We start from the raw sequence: 16,000 nt of genomic DNA on the forward strand, positions 1-16,000 counted from the left end.
GTGTAGCATAGTTTTTGCAAAAATAAAAGCAGAGTGTAACGTTTTGTAATTGAGTTACTGTTAGTAATCGGAGCATTGGCAAAAATAACTTGTAGATTCAACATTACTATGGTAAATTGCTCACCGTTGCGCCGTGTCAGACTCTTTTTTTATAAAACTTTTTATGATTGCAGTACGCCGACCCGAAGAGAGGCGTCGGTAAAAATTCAAAACGCCGATCGGAGGGGCACGCCCTGAACATTGTAAGTTTAAGCAAAAATTTTTCCCAGCTGATTGAGGGCAGTTTTAAAATCTCTTGCATACTCGGCAGTGAAGGAAAGAAGGGTGCCCGTACGCGGGTGCTCAAATTCGAGTTTGTACGCATGGAGGGCAAGGCGCGAAATAAGCGGCTGTTCCTGCGCTTTCTCGCCCCGCCAGTTTTTTTTCAATTCCGAAAGAAAAAGAGGTTTTGCATTGCCGTAAAGGGAATCGCAGAGAATGGGCAGCCCTGCAGCAGCCAGATGGGCGCGGATTTGGTGCGTTCTGCCGGAAACGGGTTTTGCTTCCAGCAGGGTAAATCTGCCAAGCGGCTTCAGTACTTCAAAGTGCGTAAGGGCTTCTTTGCCGTTTTTTTTATCGATGATGGTGCGGTGTTTTTCGTCGCCGTCAGATTTCAGTTTAAGGTCAACGGAAAAGAAGTTTTCATACGGAATACCGGCAATCAAACAATGATAGGTTTTTTGCACATTTCGCCGCATAAAAGATTCGTTCAGTTTTTTATGGCTTTCTTCATTAAGCGCATACAGGATGAGACCGGAAGTGTCTTTGTCAATTCGGTGAACAGTAAAAAGTTTTTTATCTTTTAGCGCGGGGCTTTGTTGTAAAAGAATATCGAGCCGCTGTTCATCGGGGTTCCAGCGGTCTGCGGTAACCGAAATTCCGGCGCTCTTATTTACCGCAATAATATCTTCATCTTGATACACAAGTGTAAACGGGTGTTTTTCAGGCTTTTTCATAGTTTAAGAACAGCGGGCTTGATTGCTGCCGCTCAAATTTTGTTTTGCTCGCGCCGGTTTTGCGGCGGGCTTGTTTTGAGCGGCGGCAGTCAGATTGCACATCCGACGTTTTTAGCGGAATCCTATTTCAGATTTTCAAGCAGCTTGACCAGAAAATCCCATGTCCGCTTTACGGAAGAAATACTCAAATGCTCATCAGGGGTGTGAACGTCATAGAGGTTCGGCCCTATGCTGAGAGCGTCCAAACCGGGAATTGCTTTTTTGATAATTCCGCATTCAAGTCCCGCATGTATTGCTTCTATTAACGGCTCCTTTCCGGTAACTTCTTTGTAGGTTTTTACTGCTGTATCGCGTAATACGGATTTCGGTTCATACTCCCACGGCGGATAGATCGAGTTTATCGAAAAATTTCCTTTGCAGCGTTTTGTACACGCTTCTATTACCGAAAGGATTTCTTCGGAAGAACTTTCCGCAGAACTTCGCACGGAAAGCGTAAATTGCAGCTGTCCGTCTTTTTGCTCAAGCACTCCATTGTTTAAGCTGGTTTTCACCATCCCCGGAATTTCAAGGTTCATATATTGTACGCCATCGGGCACCATCATCATAAAGTCAATAAGATTTTCAGATAATTCATTCGTGTACATCTTGGACAGAGCCGGTGTTTCGCTGATTTTTACGGAAAGGTCTTTATCCGATGCGCGGTATTCTTTTTGCAATTCTTCCGTAAAAGATTTCACGATGGAAATAACCGATTCAGGGTTTTCCGCCGCAATAACCGCTTCGGCATACTTTGCAATAGCATTGTGTTTTGATCCGCCGGTAATTGCGGCAAGCGTAATTTTTTCGGTTTGAGCAATTTTATACAATACCCGCCCCAAAATCTTTATTGCATTTGCGCGCTGTTTGATAATTTCTATTCCCGAATGCCCGCCCAATAAACCTTCAATATTTAGTTTCAGAAACTTCCCTTTGGCTTGCTGCTCTTGTATATCAAAAGTACAAAGTGTATTTGCGCCGCCTGCGCAGCTTACTAAGAAAATACCTTCTTCTTCTGAATCAATATTCAAAAGCTGTTTCCCTTGCAATAACGATGCATCAAAATTCATTATACCGGTCATACCTTCTTCTTCATCGGTGGTAATGAAAACCTCTATCGGAGGATGCGCAAGCGTATCGGAATCTAAAATTGCGAGTCCGTATGCAACAGCAACGCCGTCATCGCCGCCGAGGGTTGTATTGTCTGCGTACATAAAATCGCTTTTGATGACGGGCTTTATCGGGTCGGTGCAAAAATTATGCGGAGAATCCGGTGTTTTTTCGCACACCATATCCATGTGCCCCTGAATAATCAATACGGGAGATTTTTCGTACCCGGCAGTTCCCGGCTTTTTTATAATAACGTTTAATGCCTCATCCTGATATGCTTCAAGTTTTCGTTCTTTTGCAAATTGCATAAGAAAATCGCTTATCTGCTTTTCATTACCCGAACAGCGCGGAATTTTCATAATCTCCGCAAACCAATAAAAAAACGCCTTAGGCTCAAGATCATAAATAGTACTCATATAAAATTCTTTTGCTCCCTTCTAATTGTATTTATCACTTTTTTAGACAGTAAGATTACAGTAACAAAAAAAAGGTAAAAACTCAAGGGCAGGGGTTAGTTTTTAATAAAACAAAAAAGATGGCGCTTGGGCGAGGTTTTGGCGTTTTCGTTTTTGCTCCGTCGTTTGCGGTGCTTTTATATTTTTCCTTACTATTGTATACTCCCTTTTTATGGAAATATTACGGGCGGAAAATGTTACAAGGTTTTACGGAACAAAGAAGCGGGCGATTGTCGGGTGCAAAGATATTTCGTTCAGCGTGCAGCGGGGGACGGTCTGCGGTTTGCTCGGGTTGAACGGGGCGGGAAAGAGTACGTTGTTAAATATTTTGAGCGGGTATCTGCTGCCTTCATCGGGCGATGCGTTTATTAATGGGTTTTCCGTCAGCGATGAGCCGCTTCAGGCAAAAAAACACTTGGGCGTTTTGCACGAGCAAATTCCGCTGTATGCCGATATGACGGTTCAACAATTTCTTTTGTTTACCGCAAGTATTTTTTCTGATGATGCCGAAGCAATTCAAGAATCTGTTGAGCGGGTTATACAGTACTGCGCCCTCGATGAGGTGCAGGACAGACGCATCAAAGGTTTGTCGCGAGGGTATAAGCAGCGCACCGGTCTTGCGCAAGCGCTTGTGCATGAGCCTTCGCTTCTAATTTTGGACGAGCCCACTTCGGGGCTTGATGCAATGCAAGTAAAGGATTTTCATAAAAAGATACGTGCTCTTCCGAAAGAAACTTCGGTTATTATTTCCATGCATAATTTACAAGAGGCTGAGCGGCTTTGCACGTATTTTGTTTTGCTGCACGAGGGTTCTGTTTTGGTGCAGGGAAGCCTTGACAAAATAGCGGAGCGGCTTACACAGGATTTTCCTCATTTGCAAAAGGATATTGCGGATGCTTCCGCAAACGGCACGCTTACCGCCTTTGCTTTTGAGCAGTATGTCCAAGTATCGCCTAAGGAATTTGAATAATGAGTAATGCAGTTTTTGCTTTATACAAAAAAGAGTTGTATCATCTTGCGATTTCGCCGGTGCCGTTTGCTGCTCTTTTGATTATGCAGCTCGGACTTGCCTTTCCGTTTATCGGGATGAGTTATTGGTTTCTTTCAGGAGTTTCCGAACTGCAAAGCTTTTTTTTAAATGCACCGTTTCTTTTTTGTTTTGTTATTCCGCTTTTAACCATGAATATCTGGAGTGATGAGCGCAAAGCGTTTACCGACAAGCTGTTGTTTTCGTATCCCGTATCGGAGCAGACAATCGCCGGCGCAAAATATCTTGCGTTGGTAACCGTGTACGCCTGCATACTTATAATCAGTTCCGCAATTCCCATGTCTGTTTTTCAGTTGGGAGATTTTTCGTTTTCCGTTTTTTTGCTTTCGTATGCGGCATTGTTTTTATTCGGTTTGGGGCTGCTTGCTATCTCGCTTGGGATTGCAGTTTTTTCGTCATATACTGCGGTGAACTTTTTACTCAGCTTTATTGTTATTCTGTTTTTTTCGCTGATACAGGCGCCGCTTAAGGTTTATACTGCAAACACGCTGCTTGCAAAAATACTGTTGTGGTTTGCGTTCCCTGTGCATTTTGAATCGGCGGCGCGCGGCATTTTTGATTTACGGGATTTTGCATTTTATGCGATTCTTATTTTTTTCGGAATCCAATTAACAACGTATGTATTGCAAAGGAAACACAGAATATGAAAAAGAAAAAATTAAAACACGAATACCGTTTGCAATTTGTACTGAGTATTTTGATTTGTATTTTTGCCGCAATTTTTGTATCCCGTGTGTATGTGCGGGTTGATTTAACAAAGCAAAAAACATATACGCTTTCGCCGATCAGTTTGAATATCTTGGAAAATCTTGAAGGAGTTGCGGAGATTACTTGGTTTAAATCAAGCGGCGTTGAAGTGCATATTCCTTCATTGCAGTATGTAAAAGATTTTTTAACCGAGTATGCGGCGAAGGGGAATTGTATTTTTACGGTAAAAGATACGGGCAGCGTAAGTCAAACAGCATTGGAAAAACTCGGATTGGCACCGCAGCAAATTGAGCGCACGGATAAAAACTCGGTTATGCTTGAAAATCTGTATTCAGGACTTATGCTTGAATACCTTGGCGAAACAAGGCTTATTCCCTTTCTTGCCGATACCACCCGATTGGAAGCGCGGCTTGCCCGTTTTTTTACCGAGATAAAACAGGATGTGAGCGGAGGTAAAAATAACAGAACTGTTTTTCTGCTTGCGCCGCCTGATAGTTTAAACGGGCACTATCGGTATATTATTCCGTGGCTGCAATACGAGGGGTTTATTCCGCAAGTGCTTTCGCTTCCTTTACCGAACTTGGATCCGCAAGTGCCGCTTTTGGTTTTGGGCTCGGGTTGTTTGCACGAAGATGACAGCATGCAGCTTGAACTCTTTTTAGAAAAAAAAGGCAATGCGGTGTTTTTTGTTTCGGGCAATACGGTTGCGGCAATGGACGACTGGAGTGCGCAAGCAAAAAAACAAGACCCGCTTATTGAGCTTTTAGTGCGGCACGGAATAAGTATCAATGCCTCGCTTATCATTGATATTCTAAACTTTAGAATGACGCTTCCGTCCGCAAACGGTATGCAGTATGAAAAGATTAACTATCCTTTTTGGCCGACTGTTTTTTTAAGCGCGGAAAACAGCAGTCTCATTTTTGCGGGGCTGCCGCAGCTTCAGCTTTTTTGGCCGTCGTCTGTCGATGTGCAAAACTCCGATGATACATTGCAAGTGCTTGCGCATACAAGCAAAAACTCAATTACGCTTGCCGAACCTTACGACACTAATCCCTTTGGTAAACAGCTCAGTCTGATTGCCAATGCCGACAACAAGCGGCAAGTACCCTTTGCCACCGCAAGCACGAAAAAGGGAAGACTGATTGTTGTTGCGGACGAAAACATGGTAAGCACCGCAATCGAGTATACCAACTCGGATTATAATCTTGATTTTATGATTAACTGTTTGGACTGGATATGCGGGAAAGAACAAATCTTGCAACTAAAAAATAAGCAGGCAATTATTCCGCCTTTTAAAAATTTTGAAACAGCAGATAAGGCGGCAGGTATTTTCTCGCAGGCGCGGGTGATCAATTTTCTTATTATTCCGCTCTGTATACTTTTAGCCGCCATCAGTGTTCAAATTGTATACCGGAGAAAGCAATGAAGCGAAGCGATTTTTTGCAAATAAAAAATAGGTTCGGTATAGAAACCAAAACGCTTGTGCTTTTTGGAATTCTTATTGTACTGCTCCTTGCCGTTGCGGGAAGTTTTATTTTTTCCCGCACAAAAAAAGAACAAAGTTTTGAAAGTGTTTTGGTTCTTGAAAAAGATATTCCCGCTATTCAAAAAATAATTATTTCCATTCCGGCAAAAAACAATCAGCCGGGCGTTGAATACGGTTTTGAAAAAAAAGATGGGCGTTGGTTTTTATCTGTCGGCAATCAAATGTTTCAGGCAAAAGAGCTTATGCTCAATCGTTTGTTGGAAACGCTTTCCGCAAAACGATATTTTACGCCGATTACAAAAAATGCCGCGCATTATGCAAATTACGGACTTGAGGATTCTCATGCAGCCGGAATTCGGTTAATAAAAGACGGCGATGCAATTCTTGCCGATATTTATTTTGGAAATATCAATACGCTTGGAACAGACCGTTATGTGCGTACCGGAAAAACTACCGATGTTCTTTTAACCGCTGACAGCTTTCATTCGTTTTTGCAAACTTATACAGACCTTTGGCTGAACCTGCAAATCTACCAAGACCTTTTTACAACACAGCGCATACAATCTTTGCAGTTCGGGCACAGCAGCGGCAATCGAAATCGGAATGAGGAGGCGTTTAAAGCCTTGGAAAAGTTTTTGCAAAGTTTTTCCTGCTTGGACATTTATACCGAAACGATCCCCTCCCAAGAAAAAACGGAAACGATTCTTTTGCATTTTGAGCAATCCGAACCGCTTGCTATTTCTGTAACACCGCTTCCAAACGGCGACCGCGTTTTAACGGACTCGATAAGCGGGCATACATATCTTATCAGCGATTACACCGCAAAACGATTGACAGCCCTTGTTCAAAAATGTTTGTAAGCGGTAAGCATTTGGTAAAGTTCCCCCGACGGCAAAATCAGAACTGCCGCGGACGTTAAAACCGGATTTAAACATCACTATGGTAAGTTTACTCACCGTTGCGCCGTGTCGGAATCTTTTTTATAAAATGTATTAAAAGAGCGTTGCAATAATGATGGCTTAAAAATTACTGTATCGAGGTGCTTTACACTATGTCCTTTAGCTCTCCGCGCTTCATCGCATAAACTTCCATGCTGTCGCCAAGTTTGAACAGTTTGCTTATGAGTAAAAGTAATTTCCAAATAAAACCGTTTTTTTTGATATTATATTGGGGGAAAAATCTTTCAGGGTGATGTCCAATGGAAATAATTTTTTTTACTTGAAAGCCATAGCGTTCAAGTTGTTTTTTGACTGTTCTTGAATCAAAAAGGCTGAAATGGTCTGTCGGACTTTCTGAAAAGAATTTTAGAGGGAATCTCCGTCCGGTAACACCGGCAAAGTTCGGTGTTGAAAATGCAAATATTCCGCCGGGAAGCAATAAGTCGGAAACTTTATGGAGAACAGTATCGAGATCCTGAAAATGCTCAATTACAAACCACATGGTAATTGCATGAAAACTTCGTTCATGAATTTGTATAGTCACTTTTTTTGCTTGGTTGGTGGTAAAGCTTCCCTGCATAATAAAATCAAAACTTTGGGGCAATATAGGAAAGGTTGCAGAAAAAGCGGGAATGTTTAGTGTTTCGGTAACATAGTGCACTGCATCTTCGGATACATCGGTACCGATCACATGCCAATGTGCTTCTTGTGCAGCGGATAAAAACGGTCCGTATGCACAACCGATATCTAAAATCTTTTTTTCCGTTTCAAAGAGATTAGCCTTTTGATTTTTAAAAATTGCTTCACGTAAAAGATCGATTTCTTTTATGCGTCGCCCGCCCTGTTTTTTGATTGCTTCAAAATCTTCAAGATATGTTTTTCCATATTGTGCTTTATATTCATCAAAAAAATATTTTTCAGAATATTCTTTTTTTTCCGCAGTGCAAAAGTATAAAAAAAGCATATCACATTGATCACACTGTGCAATAGTTTTATTGTCTGCACGTCCTACTATTTTTGATTCCGTATTTTCTCCACAGATAGGACATGGATATCTTGTACCGTTTGCAATAATTTGTATTTTATCTGAAAGACTTTTTTCTTCCGTATTTTTTGTTATGGAATCAGGAAATTGAATTCCTCGTTTCATCTTTTCGGAAAACTCTTTTGTTGAGGGACAAGGAGAGTTAATAACAGAAAAGCCTGTTTGTTCCGCTAGTAAAAAATGATATTCGGTTGGAGAAACAAGTAAAACAGCACAACCTGCAGCAAGCGACTCGAAAGCGGTAAAACCGAAATGAGTGATAACTAAATCCCAACCGAACAATTGCTCTCGCAAATTTGTTACAGGCGGAAGAATATGTATATTCTCGTTTTGATTTTCGTTTTGAGTATCAGATAAAATAACCGAAACCTCAAATCCGATCGCAGCTAAATTTTTTGCAACAGGTTCCGCGTGATGTTTTATATCTTCTCCGCCAAAGGCTACAAGCAACTTAGTTTTATCCGGTACAGGATAAAATCTTTTTGATTTTTTGGGAAGCGGAAGAATTCGTCTGTGTTTTGGCAGAGGAATAAAACTTGTATCTGTTTTGTTAGCAAGTTTTGCAAAGTTTATTTCTTCACTTGTTTGCAGTCGCGGAAGAATATCTAAAACATAATCCGCCATTTCACGTCCATCGCCACCTTCGTCAAGAGCAAGCACCGGAGCAAATGTTTTTAAAGAATCCATTTCTTCCGCTGATGTTCTAAAATTATCCAGTATAATTAAACGTGTTTTTTCCGGCAGTTCGGTTATTATACTCTCTTCGGGAAGAGATTTAATAATTTGTGAAATCTGCGGTGATTGTTTTTCCTGATTAAGATATATAAGGCATCGATATTTTTTTTGCAATTCAAAAAATAAATTAAACACTCTGCGTAAATGTCCCGATCCTTGTCCGTATTTTATTGATGGATAAAACACAATTATTCTTTCAGCATAATAAAATGCGGCAATAATATCACTTGCTTTTGCCGGCTCTTGCGTATGAGTATTTTGCAAGTATGTTTTCATGAGGAGGGCACGCTCATAATCATCTTTTGTGTCTATAGTTGTTCGCAACTCAGGATAGTACCATTGAGCGGGTGCAGCTTCACGAATACAAATAAAGATATCCGTATGGCGGTATAATGCAGGGCCGACATGTTCACGCTCGTATTTGTCTTTACTAAGAATTTCCGCCGACAATAAACTTTCAGCCTTTAAAACTTCTATACCGCTTCCGTGCGGAAGCCCTGTGAACGTAAAATAGTCCGGCTCTTTTAATGCAATAAATTTTTTGAGAGAAGCTTCCGCTGCTTCATAAAATAAAAAAGGATTGTCCGCTGTTGCTCTGATAATTGTTTTAATAGGATTTACCGTATTTTGAAACATTTTGATTGCTTTACAAAATCGTGAAAGCACATCTTCTTCAGAACCGCCAATACAAATATAGCCGTATTCTTTTGCTATCGATTCAAAAGCAGATACCGAATCTTCGCTGCATGCAAGAATATAACGCTCTGCGGGAACGCGCCGCATTGCCGCTAATGTATATGCGAGCAATGGTTTTCCGTAGATATCTAAGAGCGCTTTTTCGGGGAGCCTTGTTGAATGCAAGCGTGCTTGTACAATTACCGCGACACCGGTAGATAAATTTTTCATAGAACCGGCTCCCAGTCTTTAATAAGTTCTATCGCATCTTTTTTGTATCGATATTTATTAACTTCAACCCATTTTTTAGCTTCCCGAAAAAAAGAAAGAGCTTCCATAAAATGCAATCCCGAGTTTTTTAAAAACGGAAAAAATGTTCTGTTTTTTATGTAGGCCGATTCTTTGTTTTTTATCGGAGCAATATTTTTTAAATAAAATGTTCTATACGAAATATCCGCAGAGATATTTTCCGGTGGCGGTGATGCTTCATATTTCAATTTAAATCTTGTATTAATTCTTATTTGTTCACCCCAAAGATACGATCTAAATCCAAAGTCAAGGTTTTGCCAATAAGGATTTAAAATAGTATAATCAAAGCCTCCCAGCTGTATTGTTTTTTTTCTGTTGTATATTCCCGCAAAATCATAGGCATACATGGTCGGCGTATTATCCTTTACACAAGGCATCGGTTCTGTAGAAAATTTTGTTTTATAAAGGCTTGGAACAATTTGGTTAAGTATCGGAGTTCCAGCTTCCGATAACAGCATGGGTGTAGTACAAATAATATCATTTTGAATTACCGATTCAATAAGCGCAGCGTCCTGTCCCGATCCGAATAAATTCATATCATTCCACAGTACAAACGCAAAATCGCTATTGCTTTCGGCAATTCCGATATTTATCATTTCTCCGATGGAAACTTTTTCTAAAGGTATAATAAATTTTACATAAGGGAACCGATCATAAAAGTTTGCATGTTCAGATTGAGAAGGCGATTCTTCTATAGAAATAATAGAAGAAAAGTTTAGATTAGCCAAACGGTCAAAAAGAATTCCCCGATTTAATTTCGGACCGCGATTTAATACAACTGCAGAAAGCGGTTGCCCTCTGTTAACTTCTTCTCCTCCGATAATTGTGCGGGAAACGTTTCTTTCATTAAAAGTTATAGGTATAGTATTCGTCACAATATTTGCATATTCCTTTATAATCTGCATGTAAGTGTTCTTTATAAATGGGCTCCGCTCTTTTCCATATTTCCGCAAGCTCTTCGGAAAAAGCATTTCCAAGAATAAGAGACGTGTCAATATCTTCTCTGCATAATGGAACAGTGCCGTCGGTTAAAACAGTCATGTCGCGTTTTAGATGCCAGCACGGATGCCGATCAAGCGGAGATAAGTCGGCAACGCGGCGATCGGGCAGTTTATTGCACAGCGGATTATATTTTTGAATAATAACCTGCCCGATTTGCTCTTTCCAAAATCTAAAAAAGGGTTCAAGTTCTTCTTCATTTTCATTCATGCGGAATGTTTGCGCCCAGACACATTGAGGAAAGAGTTTATGTATTTCGTCAGTGAAGGTTGCCGCAATCTTCAGTTTTTCGTTTGTTTCCTGAATTGGCAGGCGATGTATTTTTGCATACATTGCCGAGCTTATCGCATCAAGAAAAACTATCCACGCTATGTTAAACGGTTTTCTGCCGGCTGCCGCATTCGCAACACGGGCAATATCCTGTATTGTTTCATGCTTCCAGCCAAACCCCGAAGTTTCAATCAAAACGGAAAGCTGTGGATACGAAAGAATTTCCTGAATAATCTCAACAATATCCGGATGCAATGAAGGCTCTCCAAACACCGAAAGAGAAATAACCGCCTTTTCTGAAAATGCCGCAATTTTTTTTACCAGCGCAAACAGCGGCTCTTTTTTCATCAGACAGTTTGAATCAAGGTTTTGCGGAAAAATGTTGGGACGATATAGTGAGCGAAGCGGGTGGAAATTCACCAACTCAATACTATAATACGCGGGGATAAGCCGCAAGCATTCTCCCCTTTCAGAAATAAGAGCGGCATAGTTCTCGCCGTTAATATCCGTAAACGACTTGCAAAGCAAAAAACCTTCTTTTGAATTCGCATAAAAATCCAAGCGGAGGTGCCGCAGGTCATCGGGTGCAATCAAGGTTTCTAAATCAAAAGAGTTAATATCTTTTTTAATGCTTTCAAAAATAAAATTACCGGAAAGCGGAATATCCGCATCCTTTACCAATTCCGCCAAAATCGGGAATAATCCCGGTGCAAGAATTTGCGGAACAAGCCCTTCGGGATAACCGTCCGCAAAACTGTATTCGGCAATGTAATCAAAGTGCTGCCGATATAATTTTGCAGCCGTTTGCAGATCTAAAAACGGAGCGTCCGCCCGCGCAACAAAGACCGCATCGCAGGTGCCGCAAATACGTGAAATTTGCAAAAAAAATTCCGAAGGTGTGGTTTCCGTCACTACTTGTATATGTAACGGTTTTGTATACTCGTTTTGCTCAACTGCCGTTTTTATCAGAGGTTCGCTTTCCTTATCGGTAAAAATAAAAACCGCGTCGCAGTCGGGAAGCTGGGCGCCTCGTTTGCAGGCAAGTGAAAAAGCGGACTCCCCTTCGGCATCAAGAGACTCGAAAGCAAAGGGGGAAATTTCAACCGCAGTTAAAACAAGTATCGACTTCATAGCTATTGTATCGGAAAATAAATAAAAAAGTGAAGAAAATCTCCTTTAGGTTTCAGATAAAAAAATTCTATAGTCTTATTTTGAAGCAACAGGAATACTTCCTTCCTTCGGTTTTGGCGGATTTATCCAATACCAATATTGTTTATACGCATGAAAAAAAACTCCCGAGCGTAGGGCTATTCGTACCGCAAGATATACACACTGTGCATACTGCAACATGCGTGTCTGTTCGGGAAATACAAAAAAAAGTACAAAAGAAAGCGGAATAAGAATTTCCGGCAAGGCTTCTTTTGCCTGGTTTGCGGTTGCCGCAAGCAGTGAAGCAATAAACAGAACATTGTATAAGGTTATCACCCACGTAAGATATAAAATATCTTTCGGAAAAGATACGGACACAAAAACGGTTACAAAAAAAGAAAGCACTATATGCCCGATAAGTCTAAAAGAAACAATTTTTACCCTGATTAGGGTTAGTATGGCGGTAAGTAATGGCGTAAGAAGCAGAAAAAAAATGCCAACTTCAACAACTTTCAAATTAAAAAACGCAGGAACAAAGGTGAGTTTTCGCAAGTGTTCAAAAGAAGTTATCCAAGAAAAAAAAGCTATCGTTACTATGCCTTCGCTTGCGCCGAATTTCGAAAAGTGCATTTTTTTCCTTGTAAGCCGCTCCCAAAAAGCTGTCACTTGCCCAAAATAGAGAGAGAAAAAACCAACCGTTAAAATGAAAGGATGTGAAACCTGAAAAGATATCATCACAACTCCCATCAACAAACCGGTCACAAAACTGTCCAAAAAATGATCAAAATATTCTCCGAGTGGAGAACTTGTATGCGTTTTTCTTGCCTGCTCTCCATCAGAATAATCCCCAATCAAGTATAAGAGGCAGAATATCGGAATAAGCCACCAAAACTCATAGGATTTATTTAGATGTCCGCGATAAGCAATAAGAAAGGCAAGCAAAATAAAAGAATTTGAAATAAACGTAATAAAATTCGCAGGAAGCCAATAAGGGAGTACCTTAACTAAGGGATCAACAAAAAATTTATGGAGCGGAGGCGTTAAAAGCGAAACATCTTCCGCCGAGTATGAATATTTAGTCATCAGTTGTATTATTTCCTTTTATAATTTTTTATGGCTTGGCGAATGGTGTTTACAATCTCCGAGCGCGGAATGCGAATTTGTTCCATGCTATCTCTAAAGCGCAGAGTAACGGTTCCGTCCTTCTTGGAATCATAATCAACAGTAATGCAGAACGGCGTTCCCGCTTCGTCTTGGCGGCGATAGCGTTTACCGATTGCGCCGGACAAATCAAAGTCCGTTTTAAATTCGCTGCGCAGCTCATTTCGGATTTCTTCGGCAAGTTCCGCAAGTCCGTCTTTTTTCATCAACGGCAGCACCGCAACAGTGATCGGCGCAATAAGCGGATGAAAGCGCAGCACTGTTCGCCAATCGTCGGCATTGCCCTTGTCGGCAACTTTCTCTTCTTCATAAGCATCGCAGATAAACATTAAAAGATTACGCGTAAGTCCCGCCGATGTTTCGATAATATAGGGAATGTAGCGTTCGTTATTATTATCCTGATCAATATACTGTAAGTCTTTGCCGGAGTATTGCGTATGCCGCGTCAGGTCAAAATCGGTTCTATTATGTACACCCTCAAGCTCTTTAAAGCCCATCGGAAATTCATACTCAATATCAAAAGCGTCTTTTGCATAGTGAGCAAGCTCATCCGTGCCGTGTTGGTGCCAGCGCAGCTTGTGCATACGCACGCCGTGCTTTTCGTAAAATGCCCAGCGCTGTTTTTTCCAGTATTCAAACCATTCGTCATCGGTTCCCGGTTTTACAAAAAACTGCATTTCCATTTGCTCAAACTCACAGGTTCTGAAAATAAAGTTTTTTGTAACAATTTCATTTCTGAACGCTTTGCCGATTTGCGCAATGCCGAAAGGAATTTTTAACCGATTGGATTGAGCCACATTCTTATAGTTTACATAAATACCTTGCGCGGTTTCAGGGCGCAGATAAATTAAACTTGAGTTATCATCGGTAGCACCGATATGCGTTTTAAACATGAGATTAAATTTACGGGTATCGGTGAGTTCTCCGCCGCATTCGGGACAGATTTTTTTTGCAAGCTTTTCCTGATCCATTTGATCCGCTCTAAATCGAGCCTTACATTTTTTACAGTCAACCAAGGGATCGGTAAAGTTTTCCACATGCCCCGACGCTTCCCAAACCCGCGGGTGCATCAAAATTGCCGCATCAAGCCCGGCGATATTATCGTGGAGCTGCGTCATTTCCTTCCACCATGCGCGCGAGATGTTGTTTTTTAATTCAATACCGAGCGGGCCATAATCCCAAGCACCGTTTTGCCCACCGTAAATTTCCGAAGACTGAAAAACAAAGCCGCGCCGTTTGCAGAGGCTTACAATTTTTTCCATTGTAATTTCATGTGTATCCATTATCATTCTCCCTTAAAAACATTCGGTTATTACTTTTTGAATGCGAGTTATCGCATGATCAATGCCCAAAATCTGAATTGAGCCGATAAGCGGCGGACTGATTCTGCTTCCGGTAACCGCCATTCTGATAGGCATCATAAAATCCCCAAGCTTAACGCCGAGCGCTTCTGCCTCAGGTTTAAAAATTTCAAGCGCATCATGCTCTTCAAGTCCTGCAATCTTCGGCAAAAGAGCTGCTGCTCTGGTTAAAATCTCTTTTGTTTTTTCCGCATCCAAACGCTTCGGAATAATTTCTTCCACAGGAAGCAAGCCCGGCTCTTGGAACAAAAAGCGCACCATTTCGGGAGCATCGGTTAAAAAATGCAGCCGCTCTTTTATTAACGGCATAACCCGCATCAATACTGCCCGTTGCTCATCGGTCGGTTTTTGCAATGTTTCATCCGCAAATCGAAGTCCCGCTTTTTTGCGTTCCTCTTCATCATCCTTTGCAAAAAGTCCCGAATTCGCAATAAAGGGCCACGTAAGCTCAAAAAGTTCCTCATCCGTTTTAAGGCGCATATATTGCCCGTTAAACCATTCCAGTTTTTTATAATCAAATACCGCCGGAGCCTTATTGATATGTTCCATTTTAAAAAGCTTACCGAGCTCTTCCAAGGTAAAAAGATCCCTGCCTTCCTCGTACGAACAGCCGAGCATCGAAACATAATTGATAATAGCTTCTTTTAAATAACCGTTATTGCGGAATTCATTACAACTGGTTGCCCCGTGCCGCTTGGAAAGTTTTTGCCCGTCATTGCCCATAACCATCGGCAAATGACAAAACTGCGGCGGCTGCCAACCGAATGCCGCGTATAAAATAATATGCATCGGCGTAGAAGGAATCCATTCCTGTGCACGCATCACATGCGTAATCTTCATAAAATGATCATCGATAATATTTGCAAGATGATAGGTGGGGAACCCATCGCTTTTCAGCAACACCGGGTCGGGATTGATATCCTCATTTTTCCATTCAATATCGCCTAAAAGCACATCGTGAAAACGGGTCGAGCCTTCAAGCGGCACCTTCAAGCGGATAACATAGGGCTTTTTCGCCGCAAGATTTTCCTTAATTTCCTCATCGGTCAGCGAACGGCAGCAGCGGTCATACCCCGGAGGCATTTTGTTCATAGTTTGGATTTTTCTAATCCGCTCAAGCCGCTCGGAATCGCAAAAACAATAATACGCCTTACCGTTTTTAACCAACTCTTCCGCATATTTTTTATAATTTTCAAAACAATGAGACTGAATATACGGCCCGTACGGCCCGCCTTTCGGCCCGCCTTCATCCCAGTCAATGCCGAGCCAAGCAAGCGTGTCATAAAGATTTTCCTCATATTCTGCGGAATAACGCGTTCTATCGGTATCTTCTATACGCAAAATAAATTTACCGCCGGTTGAGCGGGCAAAAAGATAATTAAAAAGGGCGGTTCTTACGCCGCCAATATGTTGAAACCCGGTCGGAGACGGGGCATAACGAACTCTAGTCTCCACGATATACCTCTACAAATCTAAAGATTTTGCAAGTATACATTATTGTATTGATTTCTGCAAGGAGC

The 16,000-nt window shown here is 41.3% G+C and carries 12 protein-coding genes; 4 read left to right on the forward strand and 8 right to left on the reverse strand.

The genetic code is table 11. The features are described 5' to 3' along the window. Nucleotides 1–248 precede the first annotated feature (248 nt). Both FUT79_RS00290 and FUT79_RS00295 read right to left on the reverse strand, forming a co-directional pair. On the reverse strand, nt 249–995 hold the full coding sequence (locus tag FUT79_RS00290) for an RluA family pseudouridine synthase (protein ID WP_044634660.1): 747 nt from the start codon (nt 993–995) through the stop codon (nt 249–251). A gap of 122 nt (nt 996–1,117) precedes the next feature. Next, complete coding sequence (locus FUT79_RS00295) at nt 1,118–2,557, reverse strand: aminoacyl-histidine dipeptidase (protein ID WP_148889185.1); 1,440 nt, start codon at nt 2,555–2,557, stop codon at nt 1,118–1,120. Nucleotides 2,558–2,768: 211 nt separating this feature from the next. Here FUT79_RS00295 and FUT79_RS00300 point away from each other — a divergent pair, with 211 nt between their 5' ends. From FUT79_RS00300 to FUT79_RS00315, 4 genes are read left to right on the forward strand one after another with little or no spacing between them, the layout of a single operon-like run. Next, a complete protein-coding gene (locus FUT79_RS00300; RefSeq protein WP_002696142.1) occupies nt 2,769–3,566 on the forward strand; it encodes an ABC transporter ATP-binding protein in 798 nt (265 codons plus the stop codon). After that, a complete protein-coding gene (locus FUT79_RS00305; RefSeq protein WP_002696140.1) occupies nt 3,566–4,291 on the forward strand; it encodes an ABC transporter permease in 726 nt (241 codons plus the stop codon). Before FUT79_RS00300 ends, FUT79_RS00305 begins: the two co-directional genes overlap by 1 nt. Beyond that, a complete protein-coding gene (locus FUT79_RS00310) occupies nt 4,288–5,778 on the forward strand; it encodes a Gldg family protein (RefSeq protein WP_148878515.1) in 1,491 nt (496 codons plus the stop codon). Before FUT79_RS00305 ends, FUT79_RS00310 begins: the two co-directional genes overlap by 4 nt. Further along, the gene (locus tag FUT79_RS00315; RefSeq protein ID WP_024752823.1) at nt 5,775–6,698 is read left to right on the forward strand and encodes a DUF4340 domain-containing protein; all 924 of its coding nucleotides are present in this window, start codon (nt 5,775–5,777) and stop codon (nt 6,696–6,698) included. The genes FUT79_RS00310 and FUT79_RS00315 overlap by 4 nt, the downstream gene beginning before the upstream one ends. 184 nt (nt 6,699–6,882) lie before the next feature. On the opposite strand, the gene FUT79_RS00320 is transcribed toward FUT79_RS00315, so the two are convergent. The 6 genes from FUT79_RS00320 to gltX all read right to left on the reverse strand — a co-directional run bounded on the left by FUT79_RS00320 (nt 6,883) and on the right by gltX (nt 15,935). Next, nucleotides 6,883–9,462, reverse strand: a complete 2,580-nt coding sequence (locus tag FUT79_RS00320) for a cytidylyltransferase domain-containing protein (protein ID WP_044634664.1) — start codon at nt 9,460–9,462, stop codon at nt 6,883–6,885. After that, on the reverse strand, nt 9,459–10,415 hold the full coding sequence (locus FUT79_RS00325) for a hypothetical protein (protein WP_244951110.1): 957 nt from the start codon (nt 10,413–10,415) through the stop codon (nt 9,459–9,461). Before FUT79_RS00325 ends, FUT79_RS00320 begins: the two co-directional genes overlap by 4 nt. Further along, nucleotides 10,387–11,940 (reverse strand): spiro-SPASM protein, encoded by a 1,554-nt coding sequence (locus FUT79_RS00330; RefSeq protein WP_148889187.1) that lies wholly within the window; start codon nt 11,938–11,940, stop codon nt 10,387–10,389. Before FUT79_RS00330 ends, FUT79_RS00325 begins: the two co-directional genes overlap by 29 nt. Nucleotides 11,941–12,015: 75 nt before the next feature. Beyond that, the gene (locus tag FUT79_RS00335; protein WP_024752827.1) at nt 12,016–13,041 is read right to left on the reverse strand and encodes a CDP-alcohol phosphatidyltransferase family protein; all 1,026 of its coding nucleotides are present in this window, start codon (nt 13,039–13,041) and stop codon (nt 12,016–12,018) included. Between the two features lie 8 nt (nt 13,042–13,049). Further along, nucleotides 13,050–14,402 carry a glycine--tRNA ligase gene (locus FUT79_RS00340; protein ID WP_024752828.1) on the reverse strand — a complete coding sequence of 451 codons (1,353 nt, stop codon included), beginning with the start codon at nt 14,400–14,402 and terminating at the stop codon, nt 13,050–13,052. A gap of 12 nt (nt 14,403–14,414) precedes the next feature. Continuing rightward, nucleotides 14,415–15,935 (reverse strand): glutamate--tRNA ligase, encoded by a 1,521-nt coding sequence (gene gltX / locus FUT79_RS00345; RefSeq protein ID WP_002696120.1) that lies wholly within the window; start codon nt 15,933–15,935, stop codon nt 14,415–14,417. Between the last annotated feature and the right edge of the window lie 65 nt (nt 15,936–16,000).

Source organism: Treponema phagedenis (genome assembly GCF_008153345.1).
GTDB classification, from domain to species: domain Bacteria; phylum Spirochaetota; class Spirochaetia; order Treponematales; family Treponemataceae; genus Treponema; species Treponema phagedenis.